This window comes from Streptomyces sp. ITFR-16 (assembly GCF_031844705.1).
Classification (GTDB): domain Bacteria; phylum Actinomycetota; class Actinomycetes; order Streptomycetales; family Streptomycetaceae; genus Streptomyces.
The window spans coordinates 6,031,130-6,047,708 of record NZ_CP134609.1 but is presented as its reverse complement, the minus strand read 5'-3'; the positions used below and the strand labels follow the sequence as shown (position 1 = coordinate 6,047,708).

14 protein-coding genes are annotated in these 16,579 nt (G+C 70.7%); all 14 read right to left on the bottom strand.

Features of this window, described 5'->3' with window-relative positions:
• Positions 1 to 204: 204 nt before the first annotated feature.
• Positions 205 to 1,347: a DivIVA domain-containing protein gene (locus RLT58_RS26750; RefSeq protein ID WP_311312919.1), complete on the bottom strand. Its 1,143-nt coding sequence runs from the start codon at positions 1,345 to 1,347 to the stop codon at positions 205 to 207.
• A gap of 49 nt (positions 1,348 to 1,396) precedes the next feature.
• Complete coding sequence (locus tag RLT58_RS26745; RefSeq protein WP_311312918.1) at positions 1,397 to 1,681, bottom strand: YggT family protein; 285 nt, start codon at positions 1,679 to 1,681, stop codon at positions 1,397 to 1,399.
• A gap of 71 nt (positions 1,682 to 1,752) precedes the next feature.
• Entirely contained in the window at positions 1,753 to 2,370 is a 618-nt protein-coding gene (locus RLT58_RS26740) for a cell division protein SepF (RefSeq protein WP_114244064.1), read from the bottom strand.
• A 125-nt stretch (positions 2,371 to 2,495) separates the two neighbouring features.
• Positions 2,496 to 3,215 carry a YggS family pyridoxal phosphate-dependent enzyme gene (locus tag RLT58_RS26735; protein ID WP_311312917.1) on the bottom strand — a complete coding sequence of 240 codons (720 nt, stop codon included), beginning with the start codon at positions 3,213 to 3,215 and terminating at the stop codon, positions 2,496 to 2,498.
• A gap of 6 nt (positions 3,216 to 3,221) precedes the next feature.
• Positions 3,222 to 3,959 carry a peptidoglycan editing factor PgeF gene (gene pgeF, locus RLT58_RS26730; protein WP_311312916.1) on the bottom strand — a complete coding sequence of 246 codons (738 nt, stop codon included), beginning with the start codon at positions 3,957 to 3,959 and terminating at the stop codon, positions 3,222 to 3,224.
• Between the two features lie 17 nt (positions 3,960 to 3,976).
• Positions 3,977 to 5,191, bottom strand: a complete 1,215-nt coding sequence (gene ftsZ / locus RLT58_RS26725) for a cell division protein FtsZ (protein WP_311312915.1) — start codon at positions 5,189 to 5,191, stop codon at positions 3,977 to 3,979.
• A 276-nt stretch (positions 5,192 to 5,467) separates the two neighbouring features.
• Positions 5,468 to 6,262: a cell division protein FtsQ/DivIB gene (locus RLT58_RS26720; RefSeq protein WP_311312914.1), complete on the bottom strand. Its 795-nt coding sequence runs from the start codon at positions 6,260 to 6,262 to the stop codon at positions 5,468 to 5,470.
• A gap of 51 nt (positions 6,263 to 6,313) precedes the next feature.
• Positions 6,314 to 7,408, bottom strand: a complete 1,095-nt coding sequence (gene murG / locus RLT58_RS26715; protein WP_311312913.1) for an undecaprenyldiphospho-muramoylpentapeptide beta-N-acetylglucosaminyltransferase — start codon at positions 7,406 to 7,408, stop codon at positions 6,314 to 6,316.
• Positions 7,409 to 7,414: 6 nt separating this feature from the next.
• Positions 7,415 to 8,860, bottom strand: coding sequence for a putative lipid II flippase FtsW (gene ftsW / locus RLT58_RS26710; protein ID WP_311312912.1), 1,446 nt, complete (start codon positions 8,858 to 8,860; stop codon positions 7,415 to 7,417).
• 79 nt (positions 8,861 to 8,939) lie between these two features.
• The gene (gene murD, locus RLT58_RS26705) at positions 8,940 to 10,367 is read right to left on the bottom strand and encodes a UDP-N-acetylmuramoyl-L-alanine--D-glutamate ligase (protein ID WP_311314661.1); all 1,428 of its coding nucleotides are present in this window, start codon (positions 10,365 to 10,367) and stop codon (positions 8,940 to 8,942) included.
• On the bottom strand, positions 10,364 to 11,434 hold the full coding sequence (gene mraY, locus RLT58_RS26700) for a phospho-N-acetylmuramoyl-pentapeptide-transferase (RefSeq protein ID WP_311312911.1): 1,071 nt from the start codon (positions 11,432 to 11,434) through the stop codon (positions 10,364 to 10,366). The genes murD and mraY overlap by 4 nt, the downstream gene beginning before the upstream one ends.
• Positions 11,431 to 12,837, bottom strand: a complete 1,407-nt coding sequence (gene murF / locus RLT58_RS26695) for a UDP-N-acetylmuramoyl-tripeptide--D-alanyl-D-alanine ligase (RefSeq protein ID WP_311312910.1) — start codon at positions 12,835 to 12,837, stop codon at positions 11,431 to 11,433. Before murF ends, mraY begins: the two co-directional genes overlap by 4 nt.
• A 4-nt stretch (positions 12,838 to 12,841) precedes the next feature.
• Complete coding sequence (locus RLT58_RS26690) at positions 12,842 to 14,560, bottom strand: UDP-N-acetylmuramoyl-L-alanyl-D-glutamate--2,6-diaminopimelate ligase (protein ID WP_311312909.1); 1,719 nt, start codon at positions 14,558 to 14,560, stop codon at positions 12,842 to 12,844.
• Between the two features lie 17 nt (positions 14,561 to 14,577).
• On the bottom strand, positions 14,578 to 16,575 hold the full coding sequence (locus tag RLT58_RS26685) for a peptidoglycan D,D-transpeptidase FtsI family protein (protein WP_311312908.1): 1,998 nt from the start codon (positions 16,573 to 16,575) through the stop codon (positions 14,578 to 14,580).
• Positions 16,576 to 16,579 lie beyond the last annotated feature (4 nt).

Below are 16,579 nucleotides of genomic sequence, written 5' to 3'. Positions count from 1 at the left end.
TTCCGGCCGGGCCCCTGCCGTATCCGGGGTCGTGCGGATCCAGCCTCGCCGGCGTTCGGGGCGCGGGGTCCGGGGCGGAGCCGGGGGCATGCCCCGCGCAGCGGGACCCGGGCGCCGCCCACGGCAAAGGGCCGGGCCCCGGGGAAACCCCGGGGCCCGGCCCTTTGCCTGCCGACGGCTACGCGCTCATCGCGCGCAACCCGCTCAGTTGTCGTCCTCGTCGATCAGGAACCCGCGCATCGGCGAAGGCGCCTGCTGCATCGGCTGCGGCGCCTGCGGCCGCACCGGTGCCATCGGCTGCGTCATCGCGGGCGACATCTGCTGCTGGCCGCCGTACGAGGGGCCACCGCCCATGGACGGGTTGCCGCCCATCTGCTGGTTGCCGTGACCGCCGTGGTTGCCGCCCATGGTGTGACCCATGGCACCGGCACCGGCCGGAGCCAGCGAGGGCGACGGCGGCAGCGAGGCGGCCGCCGGCGTCCGCGGCGGAGCCAGCGAGTCGTCGGCCTGGGTCTCCAGCTGACGCAGCTGGCTCTCCAGGTAGGACTTCAGACGGGTGCGGTACTCGCGCTCGAAGCCACGCAGGTCCTCGACCTTGCGCTCAAGCGTCGCGCGGGCCGACTCCAGCGAGCCCATCGCCACGCGGTGCTTCTCCTGCGCGTCCCGCTCCAGCGCGTCCGCCTTGGCACGCGCGTCGCGCTCCAGGCCCTCGGCACGGCTGCGCGCCTCACCGACGATCTTGTTGGCCTCGGAACGGGCCTCCGCGATCGCCTGGTCGGCGGTCTGCTGCGCCAGGGAGAGGACACGGGCGGCGCTGTCGCCGCCGGGGCCCTGCTGCTGCATCTGCGGCGGCTGCTGCATCTGCTGCATCTGCTGCATCTGCTGCTGCGGGTTGTGGCCGCCCATGGGGCCACCCATCGGGCCGCCCATGGGGCCACCCTGCATCGGACCGGGGCCGTGCGGGCCCTGCGGACCGGGACCGTGCGGACCCTGGGGACCGTGGCCGCTGGGACCGGCGGGCAGCTGCGGAGCACCACCGGGCAGCTGGGGGGGACCCATCTGCGGGGGCTGCTGCTGGACCGGCGGACCAGATATGGCAGCGGGCACCGGTGCGCCGGGCCGGTCCTGCGGCTCCGGCTTGCGCATACCCTGCTGCTGCTGGTTCTGCGCGGCGGCACGCGTGGCGGCGGCCAGCTTGGCGCGCAGATCCTCGTTCTCACGGAGCAGGCGGGTCAGCTCGGACTCGACCTCGTCGAGGAAGGCATCAACCTCGTCCTCGTCATAGCCTTCTCGGAGGCGGACCGTCGTGAACTGCTTGTTCCGCACGTCCTCGGGGGTCAGCGGCATCTCTTCTTCACCTCTACGTAGTCGTCGGCAGTCGGCAAGACCGTATCGCTCACAACCCGGTCACGATGCTGATCAAGATGGAAACGATGATCATCAGAACGAAGAAGGACAGGTCGAGTGCCACGCCCCCGAGACGCAGCGGCGGAATGAACCGCCGCAGGAGCTTGAGCGGTGGATCGGTGACCGTGTAAGTGGCCTCGAGTACGACCACCATCGGCTTGCCCGGCTGCCATGAACGTGCGAACTGGAAGACGTAGTCCATGACCAGCCGGAAGATCAGCACGATGAGGAAACACATCAACGCGATGTAGACAACACTTTGTGCGACGCCCATCCTCGCGCTTCCCTCTCCCCTGGCTCTCGTAGCTCCGGCCTCTCGGCCGGGTTGTTCCCGGTGTCGTGTTCTCAGCTCTGGTTGAAGAATCCGCCCTCTGCGATGCGGGCCTTGTCCTCCGCCGTGACATCGACGTTAGCAGGCGACAACAGGAACACCTTCTGCGTCACGCGCTCAATGCTGCCATGGAGACCGAAGACGAGTCCCGCGGCAAAGTCGACAAGTCGCTTTGCGTCCGTATCGTCCATCTCCGTGAGATTCATGATCACCGGAGTGCCCTCACGGAAGTGTTCCCCGATGGTACGGGCCTCGTTGTACGTCCTGGGGTGCAGCGTGGTGATCCGGTAGGGCTCCCGCTCGGACACGACCTTGGGCATGATCACCGGTGCGTTCTTCTCCATGTTCGGGCGTTCAGGTGTGATGGATGCCACGGGCGCGATCCGGGCGGGTCGCTCTCTCTCCGCCGGGATCTGAACCGGCTCCCGCTGGGCCGGCGGCTGTACCACTCGTACCGGTTCGTCCCGCTCCCGGTCCCGCTCCACCTGATGCGCGGGCTGGTGCCGGCGCCGGTCGCGCTCGGGCTCCGGCTCGGGTTCGAATTCGTCGTCGGGGTCGAACCCCGGACCGTCGTACCCATCGTCCTCCACGAGGCCGAGGTAGACCGCCATCTTGCGCATCGCGCCGGCCATGCTCTGAGTCCTCCGCTCTGTGGTGGATCGGCATCTGTCACCAAGTGCCCGCGATCCACTCCGGCCTACCCGCCCTGGGCGGTAATGACCATATTTTCTGCTGTGGTCCGACTTGCTTGGCGACGTTACCCGAGCCCGGGTCGGACTCCGAGTACCGCAGTACCGACGCGCACATGTGTCGCTCCGGCCGCAACGGCGTCCTCGAGGTCCGCACTCATCCCTGCAGAGACCATGTTCGCAGCCGGATGGTTCCCGCGCAGCCGGGATGAGAATTCCATCAGCCGGTCGAACGCCGCCCGTTGCCGCCCGGCGAACGGACCGGCGAGCGGGGCGACGGTCATCAGACCGTCCAGCCGCAGTCCCGGTGCGGAGGCGACCGCGTCGGCCAACTCCTCGATGCCGTCGGGCGCGACGCCGCCGCGCTCACCCCGCTCGCCGCTCTCCGCGTCCAGGGCGACCTGGATGAGACAGCCGAGTTCGCGGCCGGCCCGGACGGCCGCCGACGAGAGGGCGGTCACCAGCTTCGTACGGTCCACGGACTGCACGACATCGGCATAACTCGCCACAGAACGAACCTTGTTCGTCTGCAATTGACCGACAAAGTGCCATGAGAGGGGTAGATCCGCACATGCGGCGGCTTTGGGGGCGGCATCCTGGTCGCGGTTCTCGGCGACCTGACGGACACCGAGTCCGTGCAGGATCCGCACATCGCTCGCGGGGTAGGTCTTGGTGACCACGATGAGGGTCACCTCCTCCCGCTTGCGGCCGGCGGTGGCGCAGGCGGAAGCAATGCGTTCCTCCACCTGTGCCAGATTTGCGGCGAGTTGTTCCTTACGGTCCGTCATGCCCTATCAGTCCAACCAGACATATCCGGCGAGCCGCCCGGTGATGCGGTCGCGTCGGTACGAGAAGTGGTCGCCCGATTCCAGGGTGCAGACGGACGACATGTGCCGGTCGGTGACACCGAGGGCTTCGAGCTGGGCATGGACTCCGGCGGTGACGTCCACCGCCGGAGTCCCCCAGCTGGTCTCGGACCATGAGCCGGGAGCGGCCGCCGCGACCTCGTCCCGCATCGCGGCCGGAACCTCGTAGCACCGGCCGCAGACGGCGGGCCCGGTGTGGGCGGTGATCCGCGAGGGCTCCGCGCCCAGACCGGTCATGGCCTCGACCGCCGCCGGCACGACTCCGGCGACCAGCCCCGGCCGGCCCGCGTGGGCCGCCGCGACGACTCCGGCGACCGGATCGGCGAGCAGTACGGGGGTGCAGTCGGCGGTGAGCACGGCGAGCGGGAGTCCGCGCCGCGCGGTGACCACAGCGTCGACGGCGGGAATCCCGGGGACGTCGCCCCAGGGTCCGTCGACCACGGCGACGTCCCGCCCGTGCACCTGGTTCATCCAGACGACCCGCGCCGGATCGAGTCCGCGGCCGCGCGCGGCACGCTCCCGGTTGGCGAGAACGGCGGCGGGGTCGTCACCGACCGCGCCGCCGAGGTTGAGCTCCGCATACGGAGCGGCGCTCACCCCGCCCCACCTGTCGGTGAAGGAGAAGTGGGCGCCGCCGCCCGAAGAAGGCGAATCCGTCGAGCTCACTGTGTGGTGCGGACCTATCACTTCAAGAAATCCGGAACGTCCAGCTCTTCGGCCTGGGAGTCCTGGTAGGGACGGGCCGGCGGGACGTGCGGCGGAGAGACCGGCGGAAGGTGGCTCTCGCCGGCCGCCGGAACCGGCTCGGCCTGGACCGGGGGCTCCTCGCGCGGGGGCACGGAGCCCAGTCCGCTCGACTGGCGCACGGGCTCGGCGGCCCGGACCGGCGTGGCCGGCTCCTCGCGCTTGGTGGAGTTGGCGCCCAGGACGTTCTCCCGGCGGGCCGGCGGCTGGCCGCCGTCGAAGCCCGCGGCGATCACGGTGACCCGCACCTCGTCGCCCAGGGCGTCGTCGATGACCGCACCGAAGATGATGTTCGCCTCGGGGTGCGCCGCCTCGCTCACCAGCTGGGCGGCCTCGTTGATCTCGAAGAGACCGAGGTCGCTGCCGCCGGAGATGGAGAGCAGGACACCGCGGGCGCCGTCGATGGACGCCTCCAGGAGCGGCGAGGAGATCGCCATCTCCGCCGCCGCCACCGCGCGGTCGTCGCCGCGGGCCGAGCCGATGCCCATGAGCGCCGATCCGGCCTCGGACATGACCGACTTGACGTCGGCGAAGTCGAGGTTGATCAGACCCGGGGTGGTGATGAGGTCGGTGATGCCCTGGACACCCGAGAGCAGGACCTGGTCGGCCGACTTGAAGGCGTCGAGCACGCTGACCTGGCGGTCCGAGATGGACAGCAGCCGGTCGTTGGGAATGACGATGAGGGTGTCGACCTCTTCGCGGAGCTCGGCGATGCCGTCCTCCGCCTGGTTCGCGCGGCGCCTGCCCTCGAAGGTGAACGGGCGGGTGACCACACCGATCGTCAGGGCGCCGAGCGAGCGTGCGATGTTGGCGACGACGGGTGCGCCACCGGTTCCGGTGCCACCGCCTTCGCCTGCGGTGACGAAGACCATGTCGGCCCCCTTGAGGACCTCCTCGATCTCCTCACGGTGGTCCTCTGCCGCCTTACGACCGACGGCCGGGTTCGCCCCGGCGCCGAGGCCGCGGGTGAGTTCACGGCCGACGTCGAGCTTGACGTCGGCGTCGCTCATCAACAGGGCTTGCGCATCCGTGTTGATCGCGATGAACTCGACGCCCTTGAGACCGACCTCGATCATTCGGTTGATGGCATTGACACCACCGCCGCCGACACCGATGACCTTGATGACTGCGAGGTAGTTCTGCGGTGCTGCCACGTCGAAGGCCTCTCGCCTCGAGTTACGTGTCGTCGCTTGGCGGTAGTCCCGCCGCGACGACGGATGCCGATTGGGACGGTCCGAACGCCGACCCAAACCCTAACGTTCAAGTTTAGGGTTACCAGTGTGTCTGCTTCATGGACTCTTCCGAACAGGACACTAAGTCGACAAGTGGCGCACGTTCAACGAACACGCCGAACCTCCCGTTTTTCTTTTCACCCTATGTGATCACCCGTAGCGCTGACCAACCAGGGTGCTGGCCAGGCCAAATGTGCGTCAACTACCCGACACCGCAGGAGCGGTGGGCGCACTCACGTCGAAGTGTCCCGCTTTGGGAGCGGCTTTCATGAGAGCGGTGAGGACTTTCGCCTTCACCGCGCCCTCTTCACCGCTTCCCCAGATCACCGTCCGGTCCCGGGTGAGTTCCAGGGAGACCGCATCGTACGAGGTGACCCGCACGACCTCGGTCTCCCGGGCGATGCCGCCCGGAAGGTCGCCGGCGACCCGGACCGCTTCCCGCACCAGCCGGTTGCTGTCGAAACGGCGCAGGCTCGCGGAGTGACCCGGGGTCAGTTCCAGCAGAGGTACGCGCGGGGGCGCTTTGTCCACCGTGGCGAAGCGCACGCCCTCGGCGTCCACTTCGATGAACTTCGCACCCTTTTTCATCAGCAGGACCGGCTGCCGTTCGGTCACTTTAAGTCCGATCCCGTGCGGCCATGACCGTACGACATCCACCGAGTCGATACGAGGCAACTTCTGGCGCAACCGGGCGGCGACGGCGCCGGTGTCCACGGAGACCAGCGGAGCGCCCATCGGCACCTGCGCCGCGGCCTCCACCTCGGCCGGTGACAGCACGTCGACACCGGTGATCCTGACCTGCTCGGTGCGGAGCCAGGAGGACCCGTAGAGCGCCCAGACGGCGCCCGAGCCGAGCACCAGCACCGCGGCGGCGATCACGATCAGCAGCCCGCGCCGGGAGATCCGGGAGCCCTCGGCGCCTGGGCGTGGCGGGCGGTCCGGGGTGTCCTGCTGCTGCCCCTTGCCGCGCTGGGCGGTCGTCGGTCCGGCCACGCTCGCTCCTTATGCCGGGTCCGGGGGCCACCGCCCCCGGACCCGTCCGCCTCACGCGTTACGACGTGCGGCAATCGCCTCGTACACCATGCCGACCAGCAGATCGTCGGCGTCCCGGCGGCCGAACTCGGCGGCGGCGCGGGACATTTCATACAACCGGTGCGGATCGGACAGCACCGGGAGGACGTTGCCCTGCACCCACTCGGGAGTGAGCGCGGCGTCGTCCACCAGCAGGCCGCCGCCTGCGTTGACCACCGGCTGGGCGTTGAGCCGCTGTTCGCCGTTGCCGATCGGCAACGGGACATAGGCGGCGGGAAGCCCGACGGCGGAGAGTTCGGCGACGGTCATCGCGCCCGCGCGGCAGAGCATCATGTCGGCCGCGGCGTACGCGAGATCCATCCGGTCCACGTACGGTACCGGGATGTAGGGGGGCATCCCGGGCATGTTGTCGACGCGCGGCAATTCGTTCTTGGGGCCGACCACATGCAGGATCTGGATGCCGGAGCGCTGGAGCAGCGGTGCGACGCGCTGGACCACCTCGTTGAGGTGGCGGGCGCCCTGCGAGCCGCCGGAGACCAGCAGCGTCGGCAGGTTGGGGTCGAGACCGAACGCCGCGCGCGCCTCGGGGCGGACGCGGGCCCGGTCCAGGGTGGCGATGGTGCGGCGCAGCGGGATGCCGATGTAGCGGGCGCCGCGCAGCTTGCTGTCGGGGGTGGAGACGGCGACCCCGTGCGCGTACCGCGAGCCGATCTTGTTGGCCAGGCCCGGCCGGGCGTTGGCCTCGTGCACCACGATGGGCACTCCGGCGCGCTTGGCGGCGAGATAGCCGGGCAGGGCCACATAGCCGCCGAAGCCGACGACGCAGTCCGCCTTGGTGCGCTCCAGGATCTGCTCGGCGGCCTTGATGGTGCCGCGCAGCCTGCCCGGGACGGTGATGAGTTCGGGGGTGGGTTTACGCGGCAGCGGGACGGCCGGGATCAGGGCGAGTTCGTACCCCCGCTCGGGTACGAGCCTGGTCTCGAGTCCGCGCTCCGTGCCCAGAGCGGTGATTCCCACGCTCGGGTCCTGCCTGCGCAGGGCATCCGCGAGGGCAAGCGCGGGCTCGATGTGGCCGGCGGTCCCCCCACCGGCGAGTACGACATGCACCGAAATTCACCGCTCTCCGGACGGACGCTTCTTGACGCGCCGTCTCATCGTCTTCCATCTCACCCCGGGCCTCCGCATGGCCAGGGCCGCCTTCGCCGCGGGCTCGTCCCGCGCGAACGCGATCAGCAGCCCGACGGCGAACATGGTCGGCAGCAGGGCCGACCCCCCGTAGGAGAACAGCGGGAGCGGGACACCGGCGATCGGCAGCAGGCCGAGCACCGCACCGATGTTGATCACGGCCTGCGCCGTGATCCAGGTGGTCACACCTCCCGCTGCGTACCTCACGAAGGGGTCCTCCGTGCGTCCGGCCACGCGGATACCCGCATAGCCTAGAGCCGCGAAGAGGGCGAGTACCGACAGCGTCCCCGCCAGTCCCAGTTCCTCCCCGGTGATGGCGAAGATGAAGTCGGTGTGAGGTTCGGGCAGTTGACCCCATTTTTCCACACTTGCACCGAGCCCGGATCCGAACCAGCCGCCCGATGCCAGAGCATAGATGCCGTGCACGGCCTGCCAGCACGAGCCGCCGGGCCCCGGTTCGCTGGCCCCCATGCAGTCGAGCCGGGACATCCGGTTGGGACTGGTCTTGATCAGCAGGACGGCGATCAGACCTGCGGAGGCCAGGACTCCGGCGAACAGCCGGGTGGGCGCCCCGGCCAGCCAGAGCAGCCCGAACAGGATGGCCGTGAGAATGATCGCAGTGCCCATGTCGCCGCCGAGCATGATCAGCCCGAGGAGCATGAAGGCGACCGGGACCAGCGGGACGAGCATGTGCTTCCACTGGGTCAGCAGCCGCTTGTCCTGTTTGCGGGCGAGCAGGTCGGCGCCCCACAGCACGAGGGCCAGCTTGCCGAACTCGCTGGGCTGGAGCTGGAAGGGGCCGCCCAGGTAGAGCCAGTTGCGGTTGCCGTTGACCGACATCCCTATCCCCGGCACCTGGACCAGCACCATCAGGAAGACCGCGCCCATCAGCAGCGGGTAGGACAGCGCCCGGTGCAGCTTGACCGGCATCCGGGCGGCGACCGCCATCAGCCCGGCTCCGATGACGGCGGCCAGGAACTGCTTGCGGAAGAAGTAGGTGCCCGGCTTGCCCAGCTCCAGCGCCTTGATCATCGAGGCGGAGTAGACCATCACCAGGCCGAGCACGGTGATCAGGAGCCCGGCGCCCAGGATGAGGTAGTACGCGGTCAGCGGGCGGTCCCAGGCCCTGCGCGCCTGCTCGTACAGCCGCCGCACCCCGCCGCCGCGCGGGCTGCGGGGGCTCCCGGCGGTCCGGGAGCGCGCCGGGGCGGGCCCGCGTGCGGCGCCGGCGGCGGGCCGTACGCGCAGTGCGAGGCCGGCCGGGAGCGCGGCGCCCGGGGTCGCGAGGAGGGGCGGTCGGAGCGCCCGGCTGATCGCCGAGGTCGTCCGTGAGCGGTCCCCGCCGCGTGCGGCAGGGCTCTCTTCGGCCGGCATGGTCCCAGTCCCCTCCACTGCTCGTGCCCGGGGCTCCGGTGCCGGGAGCCCGGCCCCCGGCGCGCGGAGGCCGGGGCCGTCAGGCGCTCTCGGCGGCGCGTGCGCGGACGGCGTCCGCGAAGGCCTCGCCCCGCTTGTTGTAGTTGACGAACATGTCCATCGAGGCGCAGGCCGGGGCCATCAGTACGGTGTCTCCCGGCCGGGCGAGCCGTGCCGCCTCGCAGACCGCCTCGGACATCGCCCCAGTGTCGGTCCGGTCGAGGTCGACCACCGGGACCTCGGGCGCGTGTCGCGCGAGGGCTTCGCGGATCAGGGCCCGGTCCGCGCCCATCAGCACGACGCCCCGCAGGCGCTTCGCGCACCCGGTCACCAGTTCGTCGAAGGTGGCGCCCTTGGCCAGGCCGCCGGCGATCCAGACGATCGGGTCGTAGGACGCGAGGGACGCCTCGGCGGCGTGCGTGTTGGTGGCCTTGGAGTCGTCGATGTACGCGACCCCGTCGATGTCCGCGACGTGCTCGATGCGGTGGGGGTCCGGGCGGAAGGCCCGCAGCCCGTCGCGCACGGCGGCCGGCTCGACGCCGAAGGCGCGGGCCAGCGCGGCGGCGGCCAGCGCGTTGGCGATGTTGTGCGGGGCGGGCGGGTTCACGTCCGCGACCTCGGCCAGCTCCTGCGCCTGCTTCTGCCGGTTGGCCACGAAGGCCCGGTCGACGAGGATGCCGTCGACCACGCCGAGCTGGGAGGGTCCGGGGGTGGAGAGGGTGAAGCCGATGGCCCGGCAGCCCTCCTCGACGTCCGCCTCGCGCACCAGGTCCTCGGTGGCGGGGTCCGCCGCGTTGTAGACGCAGGCGACCTGGTTGCCCTCGTAGATCCGGCCCTTGTCGGCGGCGTACGCCTCCATGGAGCCGTGCCAGTCGAGGTGGTCGGGCGCCAGGTTGAGCACGGCCGCGGAGTGGGCGCGCAGCGAGGGCGACCAGTGCAGCTGGTAGCTGGAGAGCTCGACGGCGAGCACGTCGTACGTCTCCTCGCCGAGGACGGCGTCCAGGAGGGAGACGCCGATGTTGCCGACGGCCGCGGTGCGCAGCCCGGCCGCCTCCAGGATCGAGGCGAGCATCCGTACGGTCGTCGTCTTGCCGTTGGTGCCGGTGACCGCGAGCCAGGGGGCCGGCTTCCTGCCGTCCTGTCCGCGCAGCCGCCAGGCGAGTTCGACGTCGCCCCAGACCGGGACGCCCGCTTCGGCGGCCGCGGCGAACAGCGGCTTGCCGGGCTTCCAGCCCGGGGCGGTGACGATCAGCTCGGTGGACTTCGGCAGGGTGTCCCCGTCGCCGAGGCGCACGGTGATGCCCTGTGCCTCCAGCTCCGCGGCCTGGGTCCGCGAGCGCGCGTCGTCCCCGTCGTTGACCACGGTGACGAGGGCGCCGAGGCCGTGCAGCGCGCGGGCCGCCGGGATCCCGGAGACCCCGAGTCCGGCGACCGTGACGTGCTTGCCCTGCCAGTCCACGTTGCTCACTTCTTGGCTGCCCATCCCGCGTAGAAGAGGCCGAGGCCGACGATCACGCACATGCCCTGGATGATCCAGAAGCGGACCACGACAAGGACTTCGGACCACCCCTTGAGTTCGAAGTGGTGCTGGAGCGGTGCCATCCGGAAGACGCGCTTGCCGGTCATCTTGAACGAGCCGACCTGGATGACGACGGACATCGTGATCATCACGAAGAGGCCGCCGAGCACCGCCATCAGGAACTCGGTGCGGGAGCAGATCGCCAGACCGGCGAGCGCGCCGCCGAGGGCGAGCGAGCCGGTGTCCCCCATGAAGATCTTGGCCGGCGAGGTGTTCCACCACAGGAAGCCGAAGCAGGAGCCCATCAGGGCGGACGCCACGACGGCGAGGTCGAGCGGATCTCGTACCTCGAAGCAGGCGCTCGGGTTGGTGAGGGTGGCCGCGTTGGCGCAGGACTCCTGGAACTGCCAGAGCCCGATGAAGGTGTAGGCACCGAAGACCATCACCGAGGCGCCGGTGGCGAGGCCGTCCAGACCGTCCGTCAGGTTCACGCCGTTGGACATGGCGAGGATCATGAAGAGCGCCCAGACCACGAACAGCACCGGGCCGATCGACCAGCCGAAGTCCTCGACGAACGAGAGCTTGGTGGAGGCGGGGGTGTTGCCGCGGGCGTCGGCGAACTGGAGCGAGAGCACCGCGAAGGCGATGCCGACGATCAGCTGGCCGGCCATCTTCGCCTTGGCCCGCAGACCCAGCGAGCGCTGCTTGACGATCTTGATGTAGTCGTCGAGGAAGCCGACGAGACCCATCCCCGCCATCAGGAAGAGGACCAGCACACCGGAGAAGCGCATGTCCTCGCCGGTGATCACCTTCGCCAGGACGTACGCGATGATCGTCGCCAGGATGAAGGCGATGCCGCCCATGGTGGGCGTGCCCTTCTTGGAGCCGTGGGTACGCGGGCCGTCGTCCCGGATGAACTGCCCGTATCCCTTGCGGGCCAGCAGCTTGATCAGCAGCGGAGTGCCGACCAGGGTCAGGAAGAGCCCGATGGCCCCCGCGAAGAGGATCTGCCTCATCGGCCCGCGACCTCGCCCTCGGTCGCGTTCTCCAGCAGTGCCGTAACGACCTGCTCCAGGCCGACCGACCGGGACGCCTTCACCAGCACGACGTCTCCCGGGCGCAGTTCACTGCGCAACAGATCGACGGCAGCCTGTGCGTCGGACACATGCACCGACTCCTCACCCCACGAACCCTCGTTGTATGCGCCCAGTTGCAGCCAGGAGGCTTCTCTGCCCCCGACCGCGACGAGCTTGCTGACGTTGAGCCGGACGGCGAGCCGTCCGACCGCGTCGTGCTCGGCGAGCGAGGCGTCGCCGAGCTCGGCCATCAGGCCGAGCACCGCCCACGTACGACGCCCCTTCCCCATGGCGACCAGCGCGCGCAGCGCTGCCTTCACGGATTCGGGGTTGGCGTTGTAGGCGTCATTGACGAACGTCACGCCGTCCGGACGCTCGGTGACCTCCATGCGCCAGCGGGAGAGGGTGCCCGCCTCGGAGAGCGCCTCGGCGATCTCGTCTGCGGACAGGCCCAACTCATGGGCGACGGCGGCCGCGGCGAGCGCGTTCGACACGTGGTGCTCACCGTACAGGCGCATGGTCACATCGCTGCACCCGGTGGGTGTGTGGAGGCGGAACGCGGGGCGTCCGTCGTCGGTGAGCCGCACGTTCTCGCCCCGTACGTCCGCATCCGCGGCTTCGCCGAAGAGCAGCACCCGGGCCTTGGTGCGGGAGGTCATGGCGCGTACGAGGGGGTCGTCGGCGTTGAGCACGGCGAGGCCGTCCTCGGGGAGCGACTCGACCATCTCGCCCTTGGCCTGGGCGATCTGCTCCCGGCCGCCGAACTCGCCGATGTGCGCGGTGCCGACGTTGAGGACGAGGCCGATCCTCGGCGGCACGAGGCCGGTGAGGTAACAGATGTCGCCGATGTAGCGGGCGCCCATCTCCAGGACGAGGTGGCGGGTCTCCTCCGTGGCCCGCAGCGCGGTGAGCGGCAGGCCGATCTCGTTGTTGAGGTTGCCCTCGGGGTAGACCGTGGGGCCCTTGCGCTCCAGGAGCTGGGCGATGAGGTCCTTCGTGGAGGTCTTGCCCGCGGATCCGGTGAGGGCGACGACGGTGGTGCCGAGGCGGCCGACGACCGCGCGGGCGAGCGCGCCGAGCGCCGCGACGACGTCGTCGACGACGATCGCGGGCACGCCGACGGGACGGGCGGCCAGGACGGCCGCGGCGCCCGCCTCGACGGCGCCCCGGGCGTAGTCGTGGCCGTCGGCCCGTTCGCCGGCGAAGGCGACGAAGAGGCTGCCTTGCCGCACCTGGCGGGAGTCGCTGACGACCGGCCCGCTGACGATTGCTGCCGGATCCGGTATGTCGTACGACTGCCCGCCGACGATTTCGGCGATCTCGGCGAGGGAAAGGGCGATCACTTGGTCATCCCTGACTGTTGTTCTCGTGGGTGGAGGCACGGGGGGTGGCGCTCTCGTCTCCCAGGGACCGCTCGATGGCCGCGCGCAGGACCACCCGGTCGTCGAAGGGCCGGACCACGCCGTGGACGTCCTGGCCCTGCTCGTGGCCCTTGCCGGCGACCAGCACGGTGTCGCCGGGTCCGGCCCGGCCGACGGCGGCGGCGATGGCGGCGGCCCGGTCGGCGTCGACCAGGACGTCGCCGCGTTCGTGCACGGGCACTTCGGCGGCGCCGGCGAGCATCGCGGCGAGGATGCCGAGCGGGTCCTCGGAGCGGGGGTTGTCTGAGGTCAGGACGGCGGTGTCGGCGAGCCGGGCCGCGGCAGCGCCCATCGGGCCGCGCTTGGTGGTGTCGCGGTCGCCGCCGCAGCCGAGGACGATGTGCAGCTTGCCCTCGGTGACCTTCTGCAGGGAGCGCAGCACCGACTCGACGGCGTCGGTCTTGTGCGCGTAGTCGACGAGTGCGAGGTACGGCTGTCCCGCGTCGACCCGCTCCAGCCGGCCGGGCACCCCGGGCACGGCGGCGACGCCGTCGGCCGCGGTCTGCGGGTCGATGCCGGCGACGGCGAGGGTGACGATCGCGGCCAGGGTGTTGGCGACGTTGAACGGGCCGGGCAGCGGGGCCCTGGCGGTGGCCCGCTCGTCCTTGGGACCGACGACGGTGAAGGTGGACCCGAGCGGGCCGACCTCGACGTCCTCGGCCCGCCAGTCGGCGTCCGGGTGGCCCTCGGCGGAGAAGGTGGTGAGGGGGACGGACGCCTCGGTGATCAGCCTGCGGCCGTACTCGTCGTCGAAGTTGACGACGCCCTGCCGGCTGCGCCGGGGGGTGAACAGCTGCGCCTTGGCCTGGAAGTAGTCCTCCATGCCGGAGTGGAACTCCATGTGCTCCGGGCTGAGGTTGTTGAAGACGGCGACGTCGAAGACGCAGCCGTCGACCCGGCCGAGCACCAGCGCGTGGCTGGAGACCTCCATGGTCACCGCGTCCACGCCGCGTTCGCGCATGACGGCGTACAGGGCCTGGAGATCGGTGGCTTCGGGGGTGGTGCGCTCGGACTTGATGCGCTCGTCGCCGATCCGCATCTCGACGGTGCCGATGAGGCCGGTGTCGCGTCCGGCGCCCCGGAAGCCGCCTTCGACGAGGTAGGCGGTGGTGGTCTTGCCGGAGGTCCCGGTGATGCCGATCTGGAGCAGGTCGGTGCCGGGGTGGCCGTAGATCTCGGCGGCGAGTTCGCCCATCCGGCCGCGCGGGTCCTCGGTGACCAGCACCGGGAGTCCGGTGGCGGCGGCGCGTTCGGCGCCGTCCGGGTCGGTGAGGATCGCGGCGGCGCCGAGGCCGGCCGCCTGGGCGGTGAAGTCGGCGCCGTGCAGACGGGCGCCCGGCAGGGCCGCGTACAGATCTCCGGGGCGTACGGCCCGGGAGTCGTGGGTGATGCCGGTGACTTCGCCGGTGCCCGGCGGTTCGGCTCCCAGCCGGGCTGCCAGCTCGCCGAGGGAGGTCGGCCGCAGCCGATCCGGGCGGGGCGCTCCCGGGTAGTTCACAGGCGCGTCCTTCGGGGTGGTTCGGGACTGTTCAGCGTGGGGCACGGCGGTGAGCGTACCGGGCGCACCCGGCCTCTCGCGAAGTGAGGGGCCGGGGGTACGGGGCTTCCCGTTCCGGTTCCCGGGATCAGGGGTGATGGTTGTCACTGGTGGTCTCCGCGAGTTCACTCGTCGGGCTTGGAAAACACCGGCAGCCTGGCCGGCTCGCTGCCGGACGGCGGGGTCTGGAGCGTCTTCAGCGCGAACTCCATGACCTGCTTGTAGATGGGGCCGCAGATCTGGCCGCCGAAGTAGTTGCCCTTGACGGGGTTCTGGATCGCGCAGTAGACGGTGATCTGGGGGTTGTCGGCGGGGGCGAAGCCGGCGAAGGAGGCGGTGTAGCCGTGGTAGCCGCCGCGTACCGGGTCGACGCGGTTGGCCGTTCCGGTCTTGCCCGCGACCCGGTAGCCGGGGATCTTGGCCTTCGTTCCGGTGCCCTCCTCGTCGCCGACCACGGATTCCAGCATGGTGGCGAGCGTCTTGGCGGTCTTCTCGCTGACCACCCTGGTCTGTTCGGGGGCCTCGGCCGGGGTGAAGCGGCCGTCGGCGCCCTTGGTGCCGCGCACGAGGGTCGGCTGGATGCGGACTCCCCCGTTGGCGATCGTCGAGTAGATCGAGGCGGCCTGCATCGCGTTGAGGGAGAGGCCCTGGCCGAAGGGGATCGTGAACTGCTGCGAGGTGGACCAGTCCTGGGGCTTGGCGAGGATGCCGGGGGTCTCTCCCGGGTAGCCGAGCCCGGTCGGCGAGCCGATGCCGAACTTCCGCAAATAGGAGTAAAGCACCTTGTTGGCCTGGGCCTGGGTCTTCCCCAGCTGTCCGGTGGCCAGGATGGTGCCGATGTTGCTGGACTTGGCGAGTACGCCGTTGAGCGTCAGGTTCCAGGTGCGGTGGTCGACGTCGTCCTTGAAGAGCCGGTCGCCTCGGTGCAGCCGGTTGGGGACCGTGACGTGCGTACCGGGGGTGGCGACGCCCTCCTCCAGCACGGCGGCCATGGACATGACCTTGCTGGTGGAGCCGGGCTCGTACACGTCCTGGAGGGCCGCGTTGCCCAGGGCCGCGGCGTCGGCCTGGGAGAGGTCGTTGGGGTCGAAGCCCGGGGCGTTGGCCATGGCGAGCACCTCACCGGTCCGGGTGTTCTGGACGATCACGTAACCCCGGTCGGCCTTGGACTTCTTCACCTGCTCGGAGATGGCCTTCTGGGCCGCCCACTGGATGTCGCGGTCGATGGTCAGCTCGACGTCGGAGCCCGCGACCGCGGGGACCTCCTTGGTGCCTGCGGTGGGCACCCGCCGGCCGCCGGACTGGGCGTACTTGATCGTGCCGTCCTCGCCCGCCAGCTCCTTGTCGAGCTTGGACTCAAGGCCGCCGGCGCCCTTGCCCTCGGCGTTGACGTAACCCAGTATCCCGGCGGCGAGCCCGCCGTTGGGGTAGACGCGCTTGGTGGTCGACTCCTGGAAGACCCCGGCCAGCACATTGGCCCCGGGGCCGCCGGCCGCCTTGTCCTTCGCGGCCTTCTCGGCGAAGACGGACTTGAGGTCCTTGATCTGCTTCCAGACCTGCGGGGTCTGCCGGCGGGCCAGCACGGCGTACCGGCTCTTCGGCTTCGACAGCTTCTTCGTGAGCTCCGCCGCGTCGGCCCCGAGGATGGGTGCGAGCAGGGCGGCGGCCTGCTGGGGGGCGTCGGGCGCCTTGCTGTCCGCCGGGGTGAACATCTTGGGGTCGGCGGTGATGTCGTACGCGTCGACGCTGGTGGCCAGCGCGATGCCGCTGCGGTCGGTGATCTCGCCGCGTTCGGCGGCGACCGTGTAGCTGAGATAGCGGTTCTTCTCGGCCTTGGCCGCGTACGCGCTGGCGTCGACGGCCTGGACCTGGAGGAGCCGGACGACGAACGCGATCATGACGAGCGTCAGGGCGAGGCTGACCAGCCGCAGCCGGGGGCGCGGGCTGCCGAGGCGCAGCGTCCGGGCGGGGCGGCGCCCGCGCGCGGTCCGGCCGCGCGGCACGGCGGACGACGGCCGCCGGCGGGGCGCCGGACGGGCCGCGGGGCGTGGGGCGCGGCCCGCCGCGTTACGGGGACGGGCGGGGCCGGGTACCCGGCGGCGCGGTGGTTCCTGGGAGGGCACTGCG

Bases quoted from the DNA above. Each gene is read 5' to 3' on its own strand.
- RLT58_RS26740 (WP_114244064.1), bottom strand. From the start codon at position 2,370: ATGGCCGGCGCGATGCGCAAGATGGCGGTCTACCTCGGCCTCGTGGAG.
- RLT58_RS26735 (WP_311312917.1), bottom strand. From the start codon at position 3,215: ATGACGGACCGTAAGGAACAACTCGCCGCAAATCTGGCACAGGTGGAG.
- RLT58_RS26745 (WP_311312918.1), bottom strand. From the start codon at position 1,681: ATGGGCGTCGCACAAAGTGTTGTCTACATCGCGTTGATGTGTTTCCTC.
- RLT58_RS26750 (WP_311312919.1), bottom strand. From the start codon at position 1,347: ATGCCGCTGACCCCCGAGGACGTGCGGAACAAGCAGTTCACGACGGTC.
- ftsW (WP_311312912.1), bottom strand. From the start codon at position 8,860: ATGCCGGCCGAAGAGAGCCCTGCCGCACGCGGCGGGGACCGCTCACGG.
- mraY (WP_311312911.1), bottom strand. From the start codon at position 11,434: ATGAGGCAGATCCTCTTCGCGGGGGCCATCGGGCTCTTCCTGACCCTG.